This window comes from Tritonibacter horizontis, from assembly GCF_001518015.1.
Taxonomy (GTDB): domain Bacteria; phylum Pseudomonadota; class Alphaproteobacteria; order Rhodobacterales; family Rhodobacteraceae; genus Epibacterium; species Epibacterium horizontis.
This window is the reverse complement of sequence record NZ_LPUY01000092.1, coordinates 26,750-47,031: the sequence shown is the minus strand read 5'-3', so window position 1 is coordinate 47,031 and position 20,282 is coordinate 26,750. Positions and strand designations below refer to the sequence as shown.

General features: G+C 61.4%; 16 protein-coding genes. 4 read left to right on the top strand and 12 right to left on the bottom strand.

What is annotated here, in order from left to right; all coding sequences use genetic code 11:
• From TRIHO_RS17660 to TRIHO_RS17650, 3 genes are all read left to right on the top strand, one after another.
• Nucleotides 1-686 (top strand): pyridoxal-phosphate dependent enzyme (locus TRIHO_RS17660; protein WP_131811217.1); only part of this gene is annotated, 686 nt, incomplete at its 5' end.
• Entirely contained in the window at nucleotides 679-1,842 is a 1,164-nt protein-coding gene (locus TRIHO_RS17655; RefSeq protein ID WP_068246766.1) for a M24 family metallopeptidase, read from the top strand. The genes TRIHO_RS17660 and TRIHO_RS17655, both read left to right, overlap by 8 nt.
• Entirely contained in the window at nucleotides 1,842-2,588 is a 747-nt protein-coding gene (locus TRIHO_RS17650; RefSeq protein ID WP_068246764.1) for a maleate cis-trans isomerase family protein, read from the top strand. Before TRIHO_RS17655 ends, TRIHO_RS17650 begins: the two co-directional genes overlap by 1 nt.
• Before the next feature lie 27 nt (nucleotides 2,589-2,615).
• On the opposite strand, the gene TRIHO_RS17645 is transcribed toward TRIHO_RS17650, so the two are convergent.
• The 12 genes from TRIHO_RS17645 to TRIHO_RS17590 form a co-directional block, all read right to left on the bottom strand.
• The gene (locus tag TRIHO_RS17645) at nucleotides 2,616-3,725 is read right to left on the bottom strand and encodes a M24 family metallopeptidase (protein ID WP_068246761.1); all 1,110 of its coding nucleotides are present in this window, start codon (nucleotides 3,723-3,725) and stop codon (nucleotides 2,616-2,618) included.
• A 234-nt stretch (nucleotides 3,726-3,959) separates the two neighbouring features.
• Nucleotides 3,960-5,516, bottom strand: coding sequence for a chemotaxis protein CheW (locus tag TRIHO_RS17640; RefSeq protein ID WP_068246757.1), 1,557 nt, complete (start codon nucleotides 5,514-5,516; stop codon nucleotides 3,960-3,962).
• Nucleotides 5,517-5,520: 4 nt separating this feature from the next.
• Nucleotides 5,521-8,277 (bottom strand): methyl-accepting chemotaxis protein, encoded by a 2,757-nt coding sequence (locus tag TRIHO_RS17635; protein WP_207498721.1) that lies wholly within the window; start codon nucleotides 8,275-8,277, stop codon nucleotides 5,521-5,523.
• 192 nt (nucleotides 8,278-8,469) lie between these two features.
• The gene (locus TRIHO_RS17630; protein ID WP_068246754.1) at nucleotides 8,470-10,092 is read right to left on the bottom strand and encodes a GMC family oxidoreductase; all 1,623 of its coding nucleotides are present in this window, start codon (nucleotides 10,090-10,092) and stop codon (nucleotides 8,470-8,472) included.
• A 1-nt stretch (nucleotide 10,093) separates the two neighbouring features.
• Entirely contained in the window at nucleotides 10,094-11,611 is a 1,518-nt protein-coding gene (locus TRIHO_RS17625) for an FGGY-family carbohydrate kinase (protein ID WP_068246751.1), read from the bottom strand.
• On the bottom strand, nucleotides 11,604-12,446 hold the full coding sequence (locus tag TRIHO_RS17620) for a class I fructose-bisphosphate aldolase (RefSeq protein WP_068246748.1): 843 nt from the start codon (nucleotides 12,444-12,446) through the stop codon (nucleotides 11,604-11,606). The genes TRIHO_RS17625 and TRIHO_RS17620 overlap by 8 nt, the downstream gene beginning before the upstream one ends.
• Nucleotides 12,437-14,149, bottom strand: coding sequence for a glycerol-3-phosphate dehydrogenase/oxidase (locus tag TRIHO_RS17615; RefSeq protein WP_068246745.1), 1,713 nt, complete (start codon nucleotides 14,147-14,149; stop codon nucleotides 12,437-12,439). Before TRIHO_RS17615 ends, TRIHO_RS17620 begins: the two co-directional genes overlap by 10 nt.
• Nucleotides 14,150-14,218: 69 nt before the next feature.
• A complete protein-coding gene (locus tag TRIHO_RS17610; protein WP_068246742.1) occupies nucleotides 14,219-15,214 on the bottom strand; it encodes an aldo/keto reductase in 996 nt (331 codons plus the stop codon).
• The gene (locus TRIHO_RS17605) at nucleotides 15,204-16,184 is read right to left on the bottom strand and encodes a sugar-binding transcriptional regulator (protein WP_068246734.1); all 981 of its coding nucleotides are present in this window, start codon (nucleotides 16,182-16,184) and stop codon (nucleotides 15,204-15,206) included. The genes TRIHO_RS17610 and TRIHO_RS17605 overlap by 11 nt, the downstream gene beginning before the upstream one ends.
• A gap of 17 nt (nucleotides 16,185-16,201) precedes the next feature.
• On the bottom strand, nucleotides 16,202-17,200 hold the full coding sequence (locus tag TRIHO_RS17600; protein WP_082705186.1) for an ABC transporter permease: 999 nt from the start codon (nucleotides 17,198-17,200) through the stop codon (nucleotides 16,202-16,204).
• A 9-nt stretch (nucleotides 17,201-17,209) separates the two neighbouring features.
• Entirely contained in the window at nucleotides 17,210-18,745 is a 1,536-nt protein-coding gene (locus TRIHO_RS17595) for a sugar ABC transporter ATP-binding protein (RefSeq protein ID WP_068246731.1), read from the bottom strand.
• 72 nt (nucleotides 18,746-18,817) lie between these two features.
• Entirely contained in the window at nucleotides 18,818-19,825 is a 1,008-nt protein-coding gene (locus TRIHO_RS17590; RefSeq protein WP_068246730.1) for a substrate-binding domain-containing protein, read from the bottom strand.
• Between the two features lie 206 nt (nucleotides 19,826-20,031).
• Here TRIHO_RS17590 and TRIHO_RS23950 point away from each other — a divergent pair, with 206 nt between their 5' ends.
• Nucleotides 20,032-20,205, top strand: coding sequence for a hypothetical protein (locus tag TRIHO_RS23950; RefSeq protein ID WP_165595926.1), 174 nt, complete (start codon nucleotides 20,032-20,034; stop codon nucleotides 20,203-20,205).
• Nucleotides 20,206-20,282 lie beyond the last annotated feature (77 nt).

Sequence of the window (20,282 nt, the reverse complement as noted above, 5' to 3'; positions counted from 1 at the left end):
CCGAGGACAGCGTCCAGCCCTCGCTCGCGGAGACGGTGCCCGAAAGCTTTGCCGCACGACTGCGGGCCAAAGGCGCGCGCGTGGTCCGCGCCGGAGCAACCTACGAGGCCAGCATGGCCGCCGCCGCCACCGCCGCCGAGGTCGAGGGCTGGACGCTGCTGTCGGACAGCTCATGGCCCGGCTACATGGATCTGCCCTATCGCGTCATGGAGGGGTATGTGCAGCTCGCGCAGGAGGTCAGCACCCAGATCGACACGCCGCCAACCCATATCCTGTTGCAGGCCGGCGTCGGCGGGTTTGCCGCCGCCATCGCCGCCCATGCCCGCCGGGTCTGGGGGGCAACGCCGACCATCGTGGTTGTCGAACCCACCGCCGCCCCCGCCCTGATCGAGAGCATTCGCGCCGGGGCGCTGGTTGAAACAACCGGCCCGACCTCTGCCATGGGGCGGCTGGACTGCAAGACGCCATCAATGATCGCGCTGCAGGGGCTGGCGCGGGATGCGGATCTGTTTGTCACCATCAGCGAACAGGACGCACAAATGGCCGTGGAGCGGCTCGCTGGTCATGGGATCGCGACCAGTCCTTCGGGGGCCGCCGGGCTGACTGCGCTGCTGGCCAATGCAGAGCTCGTGCCCCCGACTGCCCAGGTGCTCGCCTTTCTGACAGAAGGCGCACAGGATGACTGAGCGGTCGCTGGTCTTTCCTGTCGCGGAATTCCGGGCCCGGGTGCGCCGACTTCAGGCAGGCATGGCAGCTGCCGGGTTGGAGGCCGTCCTTCTGACCACGGCGGCCGATATATTCTACATCTCCGGTTTTCTCACCCGTTTCTGGGAGAGCCCGGCCCGCCCGTGGTTTGTGGTGCTGCCCGCCACCTGCGACCCCGTCGCAGTCATCCCCACCATTGGCGCCGCGCTGATGCGACAAAGCTGGATCGAACACATCCAGACCTGGGACGCGCCAGACCCGGTCGACGACGGGGTCAGCCTGCTGGCCGGGGTTCTGGCAGATCTGGTGCCGGAACAGGGCCGCATCGGTGTCCCGATGGGGCTGGAGACCCACTTGCGAATGCCGCTGGCTGACTATCACCGGCTCTGTGGACAGCTCGCCCCGCGCGCATTCGTTGACGCCACGGATTGCCTCCAGCGCGTGCGCGAAATCAAATCCGAGGCGGAAATTGCCAAGATCCGCAACAGCTGCGCCATCGCGGCACGGGCCTTTGACCGGATACCGGAGATCGCCGGGGCCGGCCGACCTCTCGACGCTGTCTTTCGCGGTTTTCAGGCGCTCTTGCTGGAGGAAGGCGCCGATTGGGTCAGCTACCTGGCCGGCGGTGCCGGACAGGACGGCTACCGCGATGTGATTTCCCCGGCCCGGACCGTGCCGCTGGTCGCAGGAGACATCCTGATGTTGGATACCGGCGCGGTACACGACGGGTATTTTTGCGATTTTGACCGCAACTATGCGATTGGCCGCGCCTCGGATCTGGCCCGACGGGGGCACGCGGGGCTTTGGGCTGCGACACAGGACACCCTTGCCGCCATCCGCCCGGGCCTGCGGGCCTGCGATCTGCACCGCCTTTTGCACCGCTCAATCGTGGCGCAGGGCCTGACGCCCGGCGGCGGGCGACTGGGGCACGGGCTGGGTGTGACGCTGACCGAATGGCCCTCGTTGACAGCGCGCGACCAGACCCCCCTGCGCAGCGGCATGGTCCTGACCCTGGAACCGGGTGCGGTCCTGCGCCCAGGCGTCACCATGGTCCATGAGGAAAACATCGTCCTGCGCGAGACCGGCGCGGAACTCCTGTCGCCGCGCGCCCCAACCGATCTGCCGGAGCTGCTGTGATGACCGCTTTTCCCTACACGTTGACAGAGGACCCGCGCCCCTGTTTTGGCCTCGTCGCCTTGCAGGTCGATGAGACCATCGAAGATGATTTTCGGCGCATGTTCCCACTGGAAACGGCCCGGCTGCATGTCACACGGGTCCCCTCGGGTGCGGAGCTGACCCCCGAAACCATCGCCGGGATGGAGACCGACCTGCCCGCTGCCGCCGGGCTGTTGCCCGCTGCGGTGTGCTTTGATGCGATTGCCTATGGCTGCACATCCGGCACCACGCTGATCGGCGCGCCCCGGGTGCAGGCCCTGATCCAGAGCCATGCCCGTACCACCACGGTCTGCAATCCGTTGACCGCAGCGCTTGCGGCGATCCAGGCGCTCGGCCTCGTTCGGGTGGGGATCGTTTCGCCCTATATTCCATCGGTTGCGGCGCCAGTGCGCGCCGCCTTTCAGGCCGGGGGCCTCACCGTGCCGGATATGCTGGGATTTGGCGAATGCATCGAATCCCGCGTGGCCCGCATTTCCGAAGCCTCGCTGCGCGCGGCGACCCTGGAGCTGGCCCGCCGCAACACGCTGGACGCGGTGTTCCTGTCCTGCACCAATCTGCGCACCCTGCGGCTTATTCCGGAACTGGAAGCCTTGCTGGGGGTTCCGGTTCTCAGCTCCAATCAGGTTCTCGGCTGGCATATGGCGCAGCTTGCCGGGCATGGCTCCGTTGCCATCCCCGGCAGATTGGCGTCAGCGCGATTGCCCTGACCGCACCGCCACCGGCGGCCCCGAAACCTATTGACCGCAGCGCACCATATCGCGCGGCATTTCCGAAAATATTTCGGCCCCCTCTGGGCGCAGAATGACGATTTCTTCCAGGCGGACGCCGAACTGACCTTCGAGATAGATCCCCGGCTCTATGGAGAAAACATTGCCCTCCTCCAGAACCCCGTCGGAGTTTCCAGCGATATAAGGCGGCTCGTGGATGTCGATCCCCAGCCCGTGACCGGTGCGATGCAGGAAGTTCGCGCCATATCCCGCCGCCGCAATCACGTCCCGCGCCGCCTTGTCGACATCGGCCGCCCGCGCGCCGGGTTTGGCCACTGCCAGCGCGGCCTGCACAGCGGCCTCCACCACATCAAAAACCTCGGTGTAGGTTTCATCCGGCGTGCCGAAAAACCCGCTGCGGGTCATGTCCGATGGATACCCGTCAATGCGGCAGCCCGTGTCGATCAACACCGCCATGTTGTCTTCCAACCGGGTCGCGCCCGGATAATGATGCGGAAAACCGGCCGAAGCGCCGAAACAAATCGAACAGAACACCAGTGTCGCGCCCGCGTCCTGATAGGATGATTTGATGATCTCGACCACCTCTTGCTCGGTGATGCCGACCTTCAAGGCGGCGAAGGCAGCCTTGACCGCCCGGTCGTTGATCAAATGCGCTTTCTTGATGGCCCGAAACTCTGCGTCGTCCTTGGCCGCGCGCAAAAGACCAACCGTATCCTCGGTAAAGCGGCGGCGCGGACCATCCAGCGCATCCAGCAGCCGCAGCGCGAAATCGGTGCGCATCGTTTCGTCCAGAACAACCGAAAGGCCTGAACCGGTCGCATCGCAAGCCGCCAGCAGTTCGCTCAGGGCCGCCTCCGGCCCGTCGTCATCCCGCCAGGCGTGAAACGGCAGCGCCGTGTCGGCCCGCGCCGCAGCGGCATTCAGCGCCGGCATCAGGAACCCGGCATAATCCTGGCTGACCAACAACATCACGGGACGCTCGTCCCCATGCGGGTGGACGCCGGTCAACCACGCCATATGGCTCGACGGGCCCAGCGCGACAAGGTCGGTCTGCGTTGCCGCCATGCGGGCCCGCAATGCGGCAAGGCGTGTCTCGGTCAGGGCAAAAGTGGTCATCTTGGGGCTCCGGCGTATTGAATTTTCGCGTCGAGAAGAAAACCGGAACGCATGATCGACAGCGCCCCGGATGACGCCAACCTAGCCGCAGACGCCGCAGGATGCAGCCGCAAAAACGCGCAATCCGGCGTTCTGTCCTTTGGCGCGATTGCCCGCGGACGCAGGCCCGGCGCGGCCGACCTCTGCCTGCCGACATCGGCATGTTTCAGGGGCCGGCCCGCAGAGGCCCCGCGTTCAGGGCAGCAGTTCGGAGGGATCGGCAATCGGGACCAGGCGTGCCGCCTTGCCCAACCCAAGTTCCACCAATTGTTCCGACGGCTGTTCGCTGGCCCGCCCATCGGCACCGCGATACCCCTTAAGGCGACCAGTATCGATGGATTTCATCGCCTCAACCGCCAGCCCGAAATGGTGGCCATCCTTGGACAGGATCAAGATGCCCGCCTCGCTGCCGAACTGGCCGATGCCGCTGCCCCGCCGTTGCGCGCAATCGTAGACCGGCATCAGGCGATCCCGGTAGGACAGGTTGACGAGGTGGCCGTCAAAATCGGACGGACCAAACTCGACCGGCACCCGCATGATTTCGCTGACGGCCTCGATCGGGACAGCAAAATCGCCCGCCGCGCAGACGGTCAGGTAGCGGTTCGACTGCGATCTGAGACCCGCGAGAGACGCAGGGCCGCAGCCTTGATCCTTGGGGTCCGCGCCCTCGACCGCAGCGATGCTGACAACCCCGCCAAGTCGGCTTTGTGGTTCCGGCTTTTTGCGATGCGAGGCGGCGGCAAATTTCAACAGATCCGCATCCTCGCGGCAGGCAGCCACATTGATGACAAAACACTGGTTGCCCGCTGCATCGATATGGACGCCATCAAATAGCGACCACCGCGTGGTGACGCTGGGTGGAAAGCCATAAATCGCGTCTTCTTCAATGTTCACAACGCTCAAGACCTGATCGACGTTGAAAGCCAGCGCCTTGTCATCGGGGTATTCGATGATGATCCCCGCGGCCTCTGTCGGGCGGGCGCCGGAACTTGCAAAGCCCAGATTGGCCAGCGTATCCAACATCGGCATTTCCATACCGTGGCGCGTGATCAGCCCCATGCAACTGCCGCCGCTCACCGGCCAGGGTTTCAGAACGCAAGTCGGCACCGTCGACGCGATGTCCTTCATTGCAATCAGAAAATTCAGGGTGCCTACGCGAAACCGGATATGAGCGATCCGACGAACACTGGCCCGTCGGCGTGCCGTTTCAGAGACTTCGTCAGAGGGGGCCAGGGGCACATTCAACAGTTCCGACACCGACAGCATCGAAAAATGCCCATGGGTGTCGCAAATGTAGCCGCCGCAAATCAGCGAATCCTGGTCGGCGGGCAGGTTTTGGGCCCAGGTGTCGCCCAGTTGAAGCAGGCAGCGCACCGCATCAACCAGCAATCCGGTGACCCGCCCATTGGCACGCACGACAACGATAACACCGTTGTCTGTGGACCCTGTCCCCGCCTCTGTGGTGTCAACAGCCTCCCGCTCTGTCGCGGCCTGAAGGCAGGTCGGGGCCTCCAATCCGAGGCGGCGATGCAGCGCCTGCACCGGGATCGCCTTGCCACGCAGCAGCACACCACCGACAAGATCCGGGTGCTGGCTCGGCAGGCGTTGAAAGGCGGAGGGAGCCGGGATCACTTCGCGGACATGTTCGATTGGGATGGCAAACAACATCCCGCCGATATCGACCACGCCGACCAACAGGTCGGCAGGGTCTTCGCCTGTGATTTTGGGCTGATCGTCCCCGACGTTCTGCACGAGATCAGGCCGCCTTGGGATCGTCTGACAGTTCAGCGATCAACTGTTCCACCTGTTTGGAGGCAGAAAGCTGATTGGTTGCGGCGGTGGAGATCTGATCCACGGATTGCCCTGTCAGATTGACGCTTTCGACGATGCGAGAGAAGGCGTCTCTGGCGGCGACAGAACGGGTGGTGCCCTGATCGACGCGCACCTCCGATTCCGCGATCAGGCGCGAGATCTTATGCGCCGCTTCGGAACTGCGTTCAGCCAGTTTTCGCACCTCTTCCGCCACAACAGAAAACCCGACCCCGTGCTCCCCTGCCCGCGCGGCCTCGATGGCGGCATTGAAGGCCAGCAAATTGGTCTGGTTGGCAATTTCACCGATCACTTTGACGATCTCGGAAATCTCACCAGAGGAGCGCTGCATCAGTTCGATCGACTCGATCGTGTGGTTCAGCGCCTCAAAGCCCTGGGTTGCGTTCTCTTCGGTCACCGCCGCTTTGTTGCGCGCTTCACCCGAAGCAAAGGAAATGTCGGAAATCGCCTCGCTCAGGGAGTTGACGGCTGCCATCATTTCGGCGGCCTTCTGCTGGATGGCCTTTTCCCGCGCGACCTGATCGGTGATGTCGGATGCATATTTGATCACCCCCATCGGCGCGCCCTGCAGATCCATCAGTGGCGCGTAAGTGGCCTGGATATGCACATCACGGCTGAATTTTCCGATGCGGTGAAAGCGCCCGGACTGGAATTCGCCCCGATTGAGCGCCAGCCAGAAATCCCGGTATTCCTGTGATTTCAGATGATCGGGCGCGCAGAACATGGAATGGTGCTGGCCCTGAATTTCGCGCAGAGAATACCCCATGACGCTGAGGAAATTTTCGTTCGCAGCCATCACATTGCCGTCCAGGTCAAATTGCACCACCGCCTGACTGCGGTTCATCGCTTCGATCTTGTTGGTGGCATCAACAGCGCTCTTTTTCGCCTCGGTCACGTCGGTGGCGTATTTGACGATCTTCACGGGTCTGCCGTTCAAATCGAAGATCGGGTTGTAGGTGGCCTGGATCCAGACCTCCTTGTCTCCGCGTCCGAAACGTTTGTATTCACCAGAGGCAAATTCGCCCCGCCCCAGCGCCGCCCAGAATTCACGGTACTTTTCGCTGGCGGCGTACTCCGGGTCGCAGAACATCTTGTGTTTCTGGCCGATGACATCCTCTTTGTCATATTCCATCAAGGACAGAAAATTGTCGTTCGCGCTCAGGATGGTGCCGTCGAGGTCAAATTCAATGACAGCCTGGCTGCGGCTGACGGCATTCATTTTCGCCTCGAATTCAACAGCGATTTCCTTGGCCACGGTCAGGTCGTTGGCGAATTTGACCACTTTGATCGGCTTGCCGTCCAGATCGAAAACCGGGTTGTAGGTGGCTTGAATCCAGAGATCCGTGCCATCCTTGCGCACGCGCTGATACACGCCACTGTCGAATTCCCCCGCGCTCAACTTGCGCCAGAAACTCACGTATTCACGGCTCGCGGAATGGTCCTTGGTGCAGAATATCCGGTGATGCTGACCGACGATTTCCTCCAGGACGTAGCCCGCCAGATCCAGAAAGATTTCGTTGGCCCAAAGGACATGACCGTCGAGGTCAAATTCGATCACGGCCTGGCTGCGGTTCGCGGCCGCAAGACGGGCTTCCATTTCGGCGCGCTTCTGATGCGCGGCGCTGACATCGGTGGCGAATTTCACAATCTTGAGCAGCTTGCCATCGGGGCCGAAAACCGGGTTGTAGGACGCCTGGACCCAGACCGGTGTGCCATCTTTTGTCAGACGACGGTATTCGCCGTGGGTGTATTCGCCAGACGACAGTTTTTGCCAGAAGCTCTTGTACCTGGCGCCCTTGACCGTTTCCGGATCGCAGAACATGCGATGGTGGCGCCCGACGATATCTTGTCGGGTATAGCCCATCAGCTCGAGGAAATTGGCGTTGGCGTCAAGGATCGTGCCATCAAGGTCAAATTCAATTACCGCGTTGCTGCGGCTCAGCGCTTCGAGTTTGCTCGCGCTGTCGGCCGATTTCAACTTGGTTTCGGTTACATCCATGGCGTATTCGACAATGCGGACCACGCCGCCTTCTCGATCGAAAATCGGATTGAACGCGGCCCGGACCCAGATCTGGTTGCCCTTGCGATCTAGGCGTTGATATTCGCCCTGGACCGCGTGCCCGGCGCAGAGGTCATCCCAGAACCCGGAAAACCCTTTTGGCTTGCCAGAGACCTCGGGCCAGAGGACCGCCTGAGGCGCGCCGACGATGTCATTGCGATCATATCCCATCAATGTGCAGAAATTGTCGTTCACCTGCATGATGGTGCCGTCGATGTCGTATTCCACAATCGCCTGGGCGGTCTCGATGGCGGCAACATAGCCCAGAATAGCCTCGTCCGGTTCCACGACACCGCCTGACAGGAAAACATTGCCATCGTGGGATTTCTGCATGAAGCCAAAGAATTGCGGCGAAACCGGCGTATCGTCGAGCCGAACCCGAAACGGAAGGCTGCCATTGCCTGCCGCCGTGGCGGTCACATCCCGCTGCAAACAGTCCTGTTTGACGACCAGATCGGTCAGAGTGGTCACTTCGCTGGTTTTCAGGCGCGAGAACTGCGCATGGGCGGTTTCGCTGGCGGCAATGACCTCGAGCGTTTCAGGATGAACCTTGAGAATAATGGCGTGGTTCATCAAAGCTTCACCGGCGCCTTTGAGGTCTATCTCTACGAACTTCTTGACCATCTGCCCAAATCCTCTTGCTCGAACCTGCGGGAGGTTCCTGAATCTCATCAACTTTGCCGGGAAGGTCGCATAGGTTCGCTTAAAATGACGTAAAGGGGCAGCCCCCTCTGTGCCCGCTTTTGCAAGAGGTGAATGGCCACGACACAGGGGCGTTTTTCGACGCGCGCCCCGCCCGCGCGGGTCAGCCGCAGGCTAGCGGCTGCGGGCCGCCGCGAGAATCAGGTCCGAGGCTTTTTCAGCGATCATGATGACCGGCGAGGCGGTATTGCCCGACACGATTTTCGGCATCACCGATGCATCGACCACCCGCAGACCTGACAGCCCGTGAACCCGCAATTCCGCATCCACAACGGCGCGCGGATCTGATCCCATTTTGCAGGTGCCGACGGGGTGAAAGATCGTTGTGGCAATGTCGCCCACGGCATCGAGGATCTCCGCGTCGCTGTTGCAATTGGGGCCGGGCAGGATTTCTTCCGGCGCGTGCGGCACCAGGGCCTGGGCTGTCATCACCTCGCGCACCTGTTTGATCGACGCCAGCGCAACCGCCTTGTCCTGCTGCGTCGACAGGTAGTTCAGCCGGATCTCTGGCTGCACGTCCAAATCGGCCGCCTGGATATGGCTCGCCCCGACGCTCTCGGGCCGCAGGTTGCACACCGAGACTGTAATGGCGGGGAAAGGATGCAGCGGATCCCCCAGCTTGTTGGTGGACAAGGGCTGCACGTGGTATTCCAGATCCGGCATGTCCAGATCGGGCCGTGATTTGGTAAACATGCCAAATTGACTGGGCGCCATCGACATCGGACCACTGCGGTTCCAGCCATATTGCAGGGCAATCCTGGCCTTGCCCGTCAGGCTATTTACCATCGTGTTCAAGGTCTTGGCGTTCTGAACCTTGTAAACGGTGCGAATTTGCAGATGGTCTTGCAGGTTTTCGCCAACGCCGGCCAGCGCATGCCGGGTCTCGATCCCATGCCGCGCCAGAAGGTCGGGCTGCCCGATCCCGGAAAGCTCCAGCAGCTTTGGCGAGTTGATCGCGCCGGCTGCCAACAGGACCTCATGCCCCGCACCGGCCCGCCGCAATGCTCCCTTGTGATGGTATTCCACCCCACACACGCGTTTGCCGTCGAGGATCAGGCGATGGGTATGGGCCTCGGTCAGGACCCGCAGATTGGTGCGTTTCATCGCAGGCCGCAGGAAGGCCTTGGCCGTGTTCCAGCGCACGCCCTTGTGCTGGTTCACCTCGAAGAACCCCGACCCTTCATTGTTGCCGTCGTTGAAATCCGCGCGCGGTTTGATGCCAAATTCCTCGGCCCCTTTCTGCACCGCGCGCAAGATGTCCCATTTCAGGCGCTGCCGCTGCACTTTCCACTCGCCACCGCCCCGATGCAGCGGGCTGTCGCCGCCGTGGTGGTCTTCGGATTTCAGGAAATAGGGCAATACATCCTGCCACCCCCAGCCCGGATTGCCCAGCTGACGCCAGATATCGTAGTCAGCCGCCTGGCCACGCATGTAGATCATGCCATTGACCGATGTGCAGCCGCCCAGGACCTTGCCCCGCGGATAGGTCAGCGCACGCCCGTTCAGCCCGGCCTCGGGTGCGGTTGTCATCATCCAGTCGGTGCGTGGGTTGCCGATGCAATAGAGATAGCCAACCGGAATATGCACCCAGTGGTAATTGTCGCTCTTGCCCGCTTCGAGCAGCAAGACCCTGTTCTGCGGATCCGCGCTCAGGCGGTTGGCAAGAACACAACCGGCCGTGCCTCCGCCCACGATGATATAGTCATAGGTGTCGCCCAGCTCTTCGGTTCCGTGCATGTCAGGTGTCTGCCTTGAGTGTTGCCAGCTGCGCCCAGGCCGGTTGCAGCGCCAGATTGAGGTCACTGTAGAGCTTGTAGCGGCGATCGTAATGCGCGCGCATCTCTACATTCGGCGCAAAGTGCGACTGGGTTCGTGTCATCCGTTTAACAGCCCCCCTGTAATCTTCTGCGAGACCGGTCGCGACTGCAACGCCGATTGCAGCCCCCAGGGCGCCTGTTTCGCGCGCTTCGGCAACCCGGATCGACACGCCGAGACAATCCGCAAAGATCTGCGGCCAATGGGGGCTGCGCGCGCCACCGCCCGACAGCACGGCGGCCTCGAACCGGACGCCTGCCCGGCGCAGAACCTCGATGTGGCGGCGGTGCTCAAAAACCACGCCCTCAAACAGGGCCCTCAGCAGATGCCCCTCGCCGTGCCATCCCGCCAGACCGAAATAGCCGCCGCGAAACTCCGCGCCCTGACCTGATCCATAGAGAAACGGCTGGCAGATCGGGTCATCAAGCGCCGGCGTCACCTGCCCAAGGAGTTGATTGCAATAACCAAAAGGGTCCTCGTGATGCGTGCCGCGCTCAACCAGGGTCCGGACATACCATTCCAGATTGGCAGCAGAGGTTGCGGAGGAGTCGATATTGACGAACCGGTCCTTGGCAAAGCCGGACACCATAAAGACCGAAGGGTCGACCACCGGCGCCTGTGAAAAGACCTGGTTGACCGACCAGGTGCCCGCGATGATCGACGCCTCGCCGGGGTCGCTGACGCCCGACCCCAGCGCCGAGGAGATCACATCGAAGAAACCGCCAATCACTGGCGTGCCCTCGGCCAGGCCGGTCTCTTGCGCGGCGCGGGCGGTGACATGGCCCGCGATATCCGCCGGCTGGATCAGCCGGGGCAGCAGGGCCTCGGCCCCGTCCAGCCCATACAGCGCCAGAAGCTCCGGATCATAGTGGCAGTCGGGCATCCGAGTCAGCCCGCAGCCGGACATATCAGAGGTCTCGCTGACCCGCGCACCGGTCAGCTGGAAGGTGATGAAGTCCTTGCAGAGGAACACCGTCCCAATGCGGTCGTAGATCTGCGGGCGGTGGCGTTTAAGCCAGGCCAGCAGCACCGGAGTTTGCGATGGCCAGGGTTTTTGCAGACAGATCTCGTGCAGCTTGACGCCACTCTCGCGGCTCAGCGCTGCCGCCAGATCCGCGGCACGGGTATCCAGGGACTGAATGCCGATCAAGGGCGCATCGCTGCGGTCGAGGGCATAAAGACCGTTGCCATGGCCGGCGCAGCCGACACCGGCGATCTGTTCGGGGGCCACCCCGGCACGCGACAGGCAATCGCGGATGACCTGCCCCGCGTTGCGCCAGAGTTGCGACAGATCCCGCTCCACATGGCCCGGCATCGGCGTGGTGCTGGTGCCATCCTGTGCGCTCATCGCGACCTGGCGTCCGTCAAGGTCGAACAAGACCGCCTTGATGATGGTATTGCCCGCATCAAGGCCAAGCAGATAAGTCTTTCGATCAGCCACGATTATAAATATCCCATGCTTCTGCGCCATCCGCCCCGTTGTGGATCATCGCCATCAACGCGCGCACCACCGCCTTTGGGTTGTCATGCTGATAGATATTGCGGCCATAGACCATCCCCTTTGCCCCCTGGGCCATCAGGGCGGCGGATTTATTCAAAACGGTCTGCAAATCTTCCTTGCCGCCGCCACGGACCAAGACCGGCACCCGGGCCGCCTCCACCACGCGGTGAAAGTCTTCGGGGTTTTCGGTCGGGTCGGCCTTGATGATGTCAGCGCCCATTTCACTGGCCAGCCGGGTCAATGTCACGATCTTGTCGGCATCGCCGTCAACCTGATAGCCACCGCGAATATCGTTGGGCAGCATCACCAGCGGCTCGATCATCAGTGGCATTCCATAAGTCTGGCAGGCCGCCCGGACCCGCGAGATATTTTCAACGCATTGCCGGAACAGCTCCGGCTCGTCCGGCAACATGAACAGATTGACGACCACCGCAGCCGCATCCATTTCCAGCGCGCCGATGAGCGGCTCTTCGGCGTTCTGCAACATCGACCACATCTCGCGGTGACGTTGATCGTTGTAGGGATTGCCCATGTCGATCCGCATCACCAGTGCGGGTTTGTCCTTTTCCGGACGTGATTGCAGCAAATCCGCCTGACCATAGGCGCATTGGATGGCGTCGGGCCCGGCGCCAATCAAAGTGTCCATCACGCCTGCGATATCCTCCAGCCCGACGAGAAAGCTGGGTTCGTTGCAGACGCCGTGGTCGATGGCCACATCAAGGCAGCCTCCATTTGAGAACATCCGGTTCATGCGTGCTTTTTGACTCAGGCGCATTTTGTGTTTCCTTGCGTGTCACGAAGTTTCAGAGTTTCAGCGGTGACGCTGTGATAGTGGTCCAGGTCCTGAACCAGGTTGGTGATCTGGCGTTCTGTTTGCTCGGTCGTCAGCCCCCGTTCGCGGCACAGGACCGCAGCCAGGGCGGTGATGATCCGCATCGACAGCACGCCGGAGATCGCCAGATCGGTCCGGCGCAATGCCAGGTCACAGAGGGTTTCCACCTGTTCCGTACGGATCAGATGGGCAATTTCACCTGTGGTGTAGAAGGTGGTCGGTGCCAGGCGGGCATCGTCGGGCGGGCAGGCCGCCGCGACCGTCGCGGCATGGCTGCCATAGCGCGCGATCAGGTGCCGGATACGTCCCGGCGGCAGGGCGAACTCCCGCTGCAAGTCCTGCTCCGTCGCTTTTGCGTCGAACTTCGCCCCGCCGCCGATCTGTCGGCCTAGCGTGCCCGTACGCCGGGATCGGCCCAGCTCTGCCAGAGCCAGATCCGCAGCCTGTTCGGCAAAGGCGCGAAACGTGGTCCATTTGCCCCCGATCATGCAAAGCTGGGTCACATCCCCGCGCAGCACCCGCACGTCGTGGCCGCGCGAGATCCGGCCGGTAAAGTCCTGATCGCTTTTCGGAAGCGGCCGAATACCCGAATAGCTGAACACGATCTGGCGCGGGTCCAGCGCGATTTCGGGAAAGATCCGCTGCAGCGAAGCCAGAATATACGCCGTTTCCTCCGGTTCGCATCGCACGCGGGTCGGATCGGCGACCCGAATATCGGTGGAGCCCGCCAACACCCGATCATGAAACGGGAACACGATGCAAACGCGGCCATCTTCGTTCTCAAAATAGGCCATATGACCGTTGAGCGCGGACAGCAGCTCCGGGTTTTCAAGGATCAGATGCGAGCCTTTGGTGCCCTCGACCATCCGGCCCTCTGCGCGGGCGCCCAGCGAAGACACCGTTTCATCCAGCCAGGCCCCGGTTGCGTTCACGATCAGCCCCGGAACAATCGGGACCTCTGCGCCCCTGCGCGTGCATCTCAGGTCGAACCCTTGTCCGTTGCGCCGGATCTCGGCGTAGTTGAGGGCCACACACCCGGGCGCGAAACGCGCCACATCGGCGATCATCTCCAGGCATAGGCGTTCCGGAAACCCGATCCAGGCGTCATGATAGACGGCGGAAAACTTCGCCATTCTGGTCAGTTTGGGCCAGTCCCGGCGGGTGCGCTCAGCGCCCGCGAACCGGTGCCGGGGGAGCATCCTGCGTTTGCGCGTGATCCAGTCATAAAGCGCAAGCCCCAGCTTGATCGGAACCGCGCCCCGCCGCGCCGGCGTCCCCCCGGCGCCAACAAAACTGGCCATGGAATTGAACATGCCGGAAAACATCGAGGTGATCGGGATCAGCGTCGGCAGCGGGTAGACCATATGGGGCGCGTTTTCGAGCAACGCGTCCCGCTCGCGCAGGGATTCGCGAACCAGGTCGAACTCGCCATTCTCCAGATAGCGCAACCCTCCGTGGATCATGCGCGACGGGGCAGCGCTGCATCCCGATGCAAAATCGTTTCGCTCCACCAGCAAAACCCGCAGCCCCTGAAGCGCCAGATCGCGATAGGTTCCGATCCCATTAACTCCGCCGCCCACCACGACGACGTCGAACGCCCCATCCCGCACCAAGGCCTGCCACTGTGTGTCGCGTTGATCGGACATATCTTCTCCGTTCGTCGGGATCGGCCCGGCGTTAAATTGCGTCAAAGTGAAACGAGTGTCGCGGCGGGGTCAGCCGTCCAGATCTTGCAGGTGCATCGCAGCGGCGGCGCTGATCGCCGCGCCTTCGTCAGCGCTCAGGCGAAGCTGCCCTGCCTTGGCGTTTTCGACGGCTTGCCGGGGATCTCTGGCACCGCAGAGGGAGAAGGTGATCCCAGGCTGCTGCAAGGTCCACGCAATGACGATCTGTGCCCGGGTTGCACCATGGGCGTCAGCGATGGGGTCTATCGCCGCCATCAGCTGCGCCACTTTTTCGCGATTGGCCTGCGAAAACCGCGGGTTGTCCTTGCGTTGATCATCGCCGGAAAACTGGCGATCCGGCCCCATTTTTCCGGACAACAGACCCAGCGACAGCGACGAATAGCTGAGTACAGAGACATTGTTTTCCACGCAAAGCGGCACCATGTCGGTCTCCAACCCCCGTGCGATCATGGAGTATTCTTCCTGCACCGCGTCGAGCTGCCCCGCAGCGAGGTAGGCGCGCAGATCTTCGGGTGTGGTGTTACTGGCCCCGATGGAGCGGATCTTGCCCGCCTGTTTCAGGCTCTCCAGCGCCGCCATGGTTTCATCAACCGGGGTCGTCGGATCCTGCCAATGCGTAATGTAGTGATCGATGTAATCGGTGCCGAGCCGTTTCAGGCTCTGCTCGACCTCGTGGATGATGCCATCCTTGCCCAGATAGCGATGGACGGGCTGCCCCTCGTAATCGAAGAAATGGTTGCCTTTCTGGACATGCCAGACAAGGCCGCATTTGGTGGCAAGCACCACCTTGTCCCGCCGTCCCGCGATGGCCTTGCCGACAATATCTTCGGCCCGGCCCTGACCATAGGCCGGTGCGGTGTCGATCAGGCTGATACCCGCATCGATCGAGGCCTGGATCGCGGCGATGGACTGCGCCTCATCGGTGCCGCCCCACATCCAGCCACCGATGGCCCAGGTTCCCAGGCCGATGGCAGAGGTCTTGATCCCCGAGCCGCCGATTTCACGCGTGAGCATTTCATGCGACATTTTCTTTTCCTTCTCTTAACTTGAGCACTGCTTCGGCGGTGTCTTCATCGACGATCAGTGAATTCAGATAGCCACCGCTCAACGCAGCAGAGATCGGGCGCACCTTGCCTGCGCCTGCGGCGATCCCGATAACCTTTGGGCACCGGTTCAGCTCAGTCGGGGACAGGGCGACCAGGCGGGAGTTGAGCGCGAAATTCGCAACCGCGCCGGTGTCCCGGATCAAATGGGCCATGAATTCGCCCACCACCCCGGTGCCGACCAGCATCTTGCGGTCCGCTTCTGGCACCGGATGCAGATCGTAGTAGCTCGACTCGGCCGGCTGCACCGAGCCGATACCCACCAACGCAACATTGGCCCGCCGCGCCAGCTCCAGAACTTCGCGGATCGAGCTGACCTCCATCAGCATGTCCCGCTGGGCGCGGCTTTCGGCAAAGAGCGGCGCATGCAGCAACATCGTCTTGCCCCCCAGACGCTGGGCGAGGCGCGTCGCCAAATGGTTCACATCGGTGAAATACTTGCCCTGCACACCCCCGGTCAAAGGCACGACGGTCACATCCCATTGGCGGTCGATGTCGAGACATTCAACAACGGCACTGACCGCCTTGCCGCCGGTAATGGCGATCACATCCCCGTCGCGCAGCGTCTCGGCAAGATGACTGGCGGCGGCCTGACCGACCTGCTGCAAGGTCGCCTTTTCGCTGCCTTCCACGGTTGGCGTGACCATCGCACTGCTGAGCCCATCCGCGCGGACCAGCGCATCCTCCAGCTCCACCAGACGCTGAAACGGGCTTTCGACCTCGATCTTCAGCATACCAAGCTTGCGGCCCTGGGTGATCAGCCGGTTTACCTTGGACGTGGACAGGTTCAGTTGCTCGGCGATTTCGGCTTGTTTGCGTCCCTCGACGAAATGAAGCACCAAGACCGTCTGGATCTGCCGGATCGTCTCATATTCGGGCATTCTGTCGATCATTGCGTCACTCCCTTCGCTCAGCGCCGTTTCTTGTTGAGGTAGTGATCAATGGTCACAGCGGTGAGCAGAATTGATCCGCGAATGATGTCTTGCCAGTAGACGGAGACATCCAGGAGCGCCAGCGAACTGGACACCACCGACAACAGCACCGCCCCGAGGATCGCCCCGAAGATGGAACCGGAGCCGCCATTGAGGCTGGCGCCACCGATCACGGCCGCGGCAATCACGTTCAGTTCCATCCCAAGCCCGAACGTCGGCTGGGCAGACCCGAAGCGCGCCATATAGATGATCCCGGCGACGCCACAGAGCGCCGAACAAAGCGTCGTGGTCAGAAACACCACCTTCTTGGTGCGGATACCGGAATAGGCGGCGGCTTTTTCGTTGCTCCCGGTGTAAAAGACCTTTCGGAACATCGTCGTGCGGCGCAGCATGAAATCAAAGGCGATCACCACCACCACGAAGATGATAATCACTACCGGAATGGGACCGATGGATCCCTGACCGATAAATTTGAATTCCGGCGGCAAGGTATAAAGGCCAAGCGGTCGGCCGCCGGTGCCCAGCAGGCAGGCCCCTCTGGCGATCACCATGACCGCGAGCGACACGATGAAATGGTGTAAACCGATCCGCGTCGTGAAAAACCCCATGAAGGCGCCAATTGCGGTACAGGCCAGGATCGACAATCCGGAAGCCACCCAAGGGTCGATACCGTTCAGAAACAGCCAGCCCGCGATGACCATCGACAGGGCCGTCACCGACCCCACGGACAGATCAATCCCGCCCGAGATCAGCAGGACCGTCATCCCCACCACCACGATCCCCTCGACCGCAAAGGCCATGGTCATGGCCCGCACATTGACCCAGGTCAGAAAATAGGGCGAGGCAAAGGACATGGTCACAAAAAGCGCCAGGATGATCAGGATCAGCCCGGTTTCCCGCATACGGATCAGCCGCTTGAACAGGGGCGCTGCGTGCTCGGCCTGTTTGGTCTCGGCCATGTTGAGTGTGTTATCCATTCTTTTCCCCTATACCGCCGGATGCGGCGTTGCAGCGACGCCGGGAACAGTGCCCGAGGCGAGATGCATGATCTTGTTTTCTGTCATATCCGCCCCGCTGACTTCGCCACGGATGCGGCCCTCGTGGATCACCAAAACCCGGTCGCATACGCCGAGCAGCTCGGGCAGCTCGGACGAAATGACGATGATCCCCACCCCTTCGTTTGCGAGGCTGCGCAGGATGCGGTGGATCTCCACCTTGGCGCCGACATCGACACCGCGGGTCGGTTCATCCAAGAATATCAACCTGGGATTGACCGAGAGCATCTTTGCCAGGGCCACCTTTTGCTGATTGCCGCCCGAGAGGGCGGAAACAGGGTCGCCAAGACTGGCGCATTTCAGGTTCAGCTTTCGACCAAGGATCGCCGCCTGTGTTTCCTCCTGATCGGCCTGTATCAGACCGATCCGATTGGCAACTTGCTCGGGCTTCAGGGCTGCGATGTTGGCCGCAATCGACATGTCGAGAAAGACGCCATCCCCCTTTCTGTCTTCGGAAAGATAGACCATGCCAGCATTGATGCTGTCTTGGTAATCGCGCAGACGCAGCCGTTCCCCGTTGAGCCAGACCTCGCCGGTGACGGTCCCTTCAAGCGCGCAGACCCCCTTGGCAATTTCACTGCGCCCAGCGCCGATCAAACCGGCAAACCCGAGGATTTCGCCCTGCTTCAAACAGAATGAGACATCGTGAAACCGATGGGTCTCGTTCAGATCCACGACCCGCAACACTTCCTGTTCGCTCTGTTCGGACAGGGGTTGTTTTTCAGGATAGATGTCGCCGAGATCCCGCCCGACCATGGCATTGACCACATCCCCCGGCGTGATGTCAGCCACGATTTCCGTCGTCACATGACGGCCGTCCCGAAACACCGACACCCGGTCGCAATTATCAAAGATCTCAACCATTCTGTGCGAGATATAGATAATGGATATGCCGCGATCCGCCAGCTGCCGCATGATCCCGAACAGAACCTGCGCCTCCGTCTCGGTCAGCGCCGCGGTCGGCTCATCCAGGATCAGGACCCGGCAGTCCAATGTCAGCGCCTTGGCGATTTCCACCAGCTGCTGGTTGGAGATGGACAGATCCCGCACCAGCACAGAAGGGTCGATATCCGAAAGCTTTGCGAACACGTCGTGCGCCCGCTGTGTCAAGCTGTGGTAGTCCATCAAAAGCGCGCGGCTGGCGTTGGTGGTCGCCATAAAGATATTCTCCGCAACCGAAACATCGGGACAAAGAGCGATTTCCTGATGGACAAAGCCGATCCCCATCGTCTGGGCCGCAGCGGGCGAAGCAATCCGCACCGGTTTGCCGTCCAGCCGGATTTCGCCGCTGTCGGGCTGTAAGATCCCGTCGATGATGTTCATCAAGGTCGACTTTCCAGCCCCGTTTTCCCCCGCCAGCGCGTGAATTTCGCCCCGTCGCAGTTCGAAATTGACCCCTCGCAACGCCCGCACCGGACCGAAGGATTTCGACAGATCGGAGATTTCCAGGATCACATCATCCGTCATGGCTACCTACTGTATTGAAACGGTGAGACCGGCCGCCTGCGAGATATCCCAGGCGACCGTCGGAACGCTTGATCAGCTGGGATCGCGCCCTTCCATATAGGCGTTGAGGTCGAAGCTCTCGGCGTTTTCCTTCGTGATAACGGAAAAGCCATTGTCGACAAACGGGATCTGCACCGGGTTGTAGCCCGAAACCTTGTAGTCGTTGAACGGATCAAACACCTCGGAATGGGCCGCCATGAAGGTCGCCATGAACCCCATGAAGCCCTGCATGCCCTGGTTCGGATTGAGCGCCGCGTGAATGTTCCCCGCCTTGATATGTTCCAGCGTCGTCGGCGTCACATCCGCATGCATCACCATGACATCGGCCTTGGCTTCGAGGATCGCAGCGACCGCACCTTCGGCGGAGCCTGCTTCGGGGATCCACATGGCGTCGAGCTCCGGGTTGGCCTGAACGATCGAGGCCGTGGCACGATACGCGGCATTGCTGTCCTGATTGGTGGCCTGCCGCCCGACCAGTTTGGCATCGGGATAATGCGCACTCATATAGTCGAGAAAGGCAGTCACCCGCAGATCGTGATTGCTCTGGCCTGGATTTTCCAGCACCGCGAATTCAAAATCCTCGCCCAGCGCTTTGACGAATTCTTCTGCTGCGAACTTGGCCTCGGCCAGGTTGTCCGACGTGATGTAGCCGGTGCGGTTCGAATTGGGTGAATCTGCCGCAAAGGTCACAATTTCAGTGCCGTTTTCGATGGCCCGGTTGATCGGTTCAATAAAGGGATCAGCCTGCATCGGGTGCAACAGCACACCGGCGGGGCTCTTGACGAGATCCTGTTCGAACGAAGCGATCTGTTTGGTGATGTCATAATCGGGTGTGCCCGAGAAGATCGTGTCACAGCCAAACGCTTCTGCCGCCTGTTTGAACCCCTGGTAAACCGGGATCCAGTAGGGATGGCCCGACACCATCACGTTCATGATGTAAACCTCGCCCGGTTCACAGGCCAGTGTCTCCGCCTGGCTGCTTCCGGCTGCGCTGGCGACTACTATACTTGCGGTTGCAAGCACCCCTTTGATATTTTTCATTTTCGTCTCCTCCCTAGATCAAAATCCTATGTGCTCTGGCGGCTCCTCCAACCGCCCCGCAAGAAATTTCATCTCCCGCCGTTTATTGCACGCTCCGACTAGAAGAGAAGATCGGCAGCGGATCAATGCGGTTGAGAGTTTTTTTAGAGAAATGAAATTTATTGCAGTAAGCCGCATTTCGACGCCGGGGATACGGCGGCCAGCGCATGACGATCGCACAAGAGTGCAACAACCGCGACTCTGGTCTGTTTGCCAGAGAACCGATTCGCCTCGACGCCGCACGGGATCGGGCGGATCTGCGCTGCAAGTGCCGGAACAAGGCACATTTGGGCGCAAGCTGGCTCGGCTTCGTCGCCCTGCCAGCGGGACGCACCACCTGAGGGGGCATTCAAAAAGTAGCGATCAATCAACGAGATGCAGCCGGAGCAGTGCCTGCCCTGCGCCAGCGCGTCGGCGC

What these genes read in the sequence shown, in the direction of transcription:
- TRIHO_RS17655 (WP_068246766.1), top strand. Translation starts at nt 679, where the DNA reads ATGACTGAGCGGTCGCTGGTCTTTCCTGTCGCGGAATTCCGGGCCCGG.
- TRIHO_RS17650 (WP_068246764.1), top strand. Translation starts at nt 1,842, where the DNA reads ATGACCGCTTTTCCCTACACGTTGACAGAGGACCCGCGCCCCTGTTTT.
- TRIHO_RS17645 (WP_068246761.1), bottom strand. Translation starts at nt 3,725, where the DNA reads ATGACCACTTTTGCCCTGACCGAGACACGCCTTGCCGCATTGCGGGCC.
- TRIHO_RS17635 (WP_207498721.1), bottom strand. Translation starts at nt 8,277, where the DNA reads ATGGTCAAGAAGTTCGTAGAGATAGACCTCAAAGGCGCCGGTGAAGCT.
- TRIHO_RS17630 (WP_068246754.1), bottom strand. Translation starts at nt 10,092, where the DNA reads ATGCACGGAACCGAAGAGCTGGGCGACACCTATGACTATATCATCGTG.
- TRIHO_RS17620 (WP_068246748.1), bottom strand. Translation starts at nt 12,446, where the DNA reads ATGCGCCTGAGTCAAAAAGCACGCATGAACCGGATGTTCTCAAATGGA.
- TRIHO_RS17615 (WP_068246745.1), bottom strand. Translation starts at nt 14,149, where the DNA reads ATGTCCGATCAACGCGACACACAGTGGCAGGCCTTGGTGCGGGATGGG.
- TRIHO_RS17610 (WP_068246742.1), bottom strand. Translation starts at nt 15,214, where the DNA reads ATGTCGCATGAAATGCTCACGCGTGAAATCGGCGGCTCGGGGATCAAG.
- TRIHO_RS17605 (WP_068246734.1), bottom strand. Translation starts at nt 16,184, where the DNA reads ATGATCGACAGAATGCCCGAATATGAGACGATCCGGCAGATCCAGACG.
- TRIHO_RS17600 (WP_082705186.1), bottom strand. Translation starts at nt 17,200, where the DNA reads ATGGATAACACACTCAACATGGCCGAGACCAAACAGGCCGAGCACGCA.
- TRIHO_RS17595 (WP_068246731.1), bottom strand. Translation starts at nt 18,745, where the DNA reads ATGACGGATGATGTGATCCTGGAAATCTCCGATCTGTCGAAATCCTTC.
- TRIHO_RS17590 (WP_068246730.1), bottom strand. Translation starts at nt 19,825, where the DNA reads ATGAAAAATATCAAAGGGGTGCTTGCAACCGCAAGTATAGTAGTCGCC.
- TRIHO_RS23950 (WP_165595926.1), top strand. Translation starts at nt 20,032, where the DNA reads ATGACGATCGCACAAGAGTGCAACAACCGCGACTCTGGTCTGTTTGCC.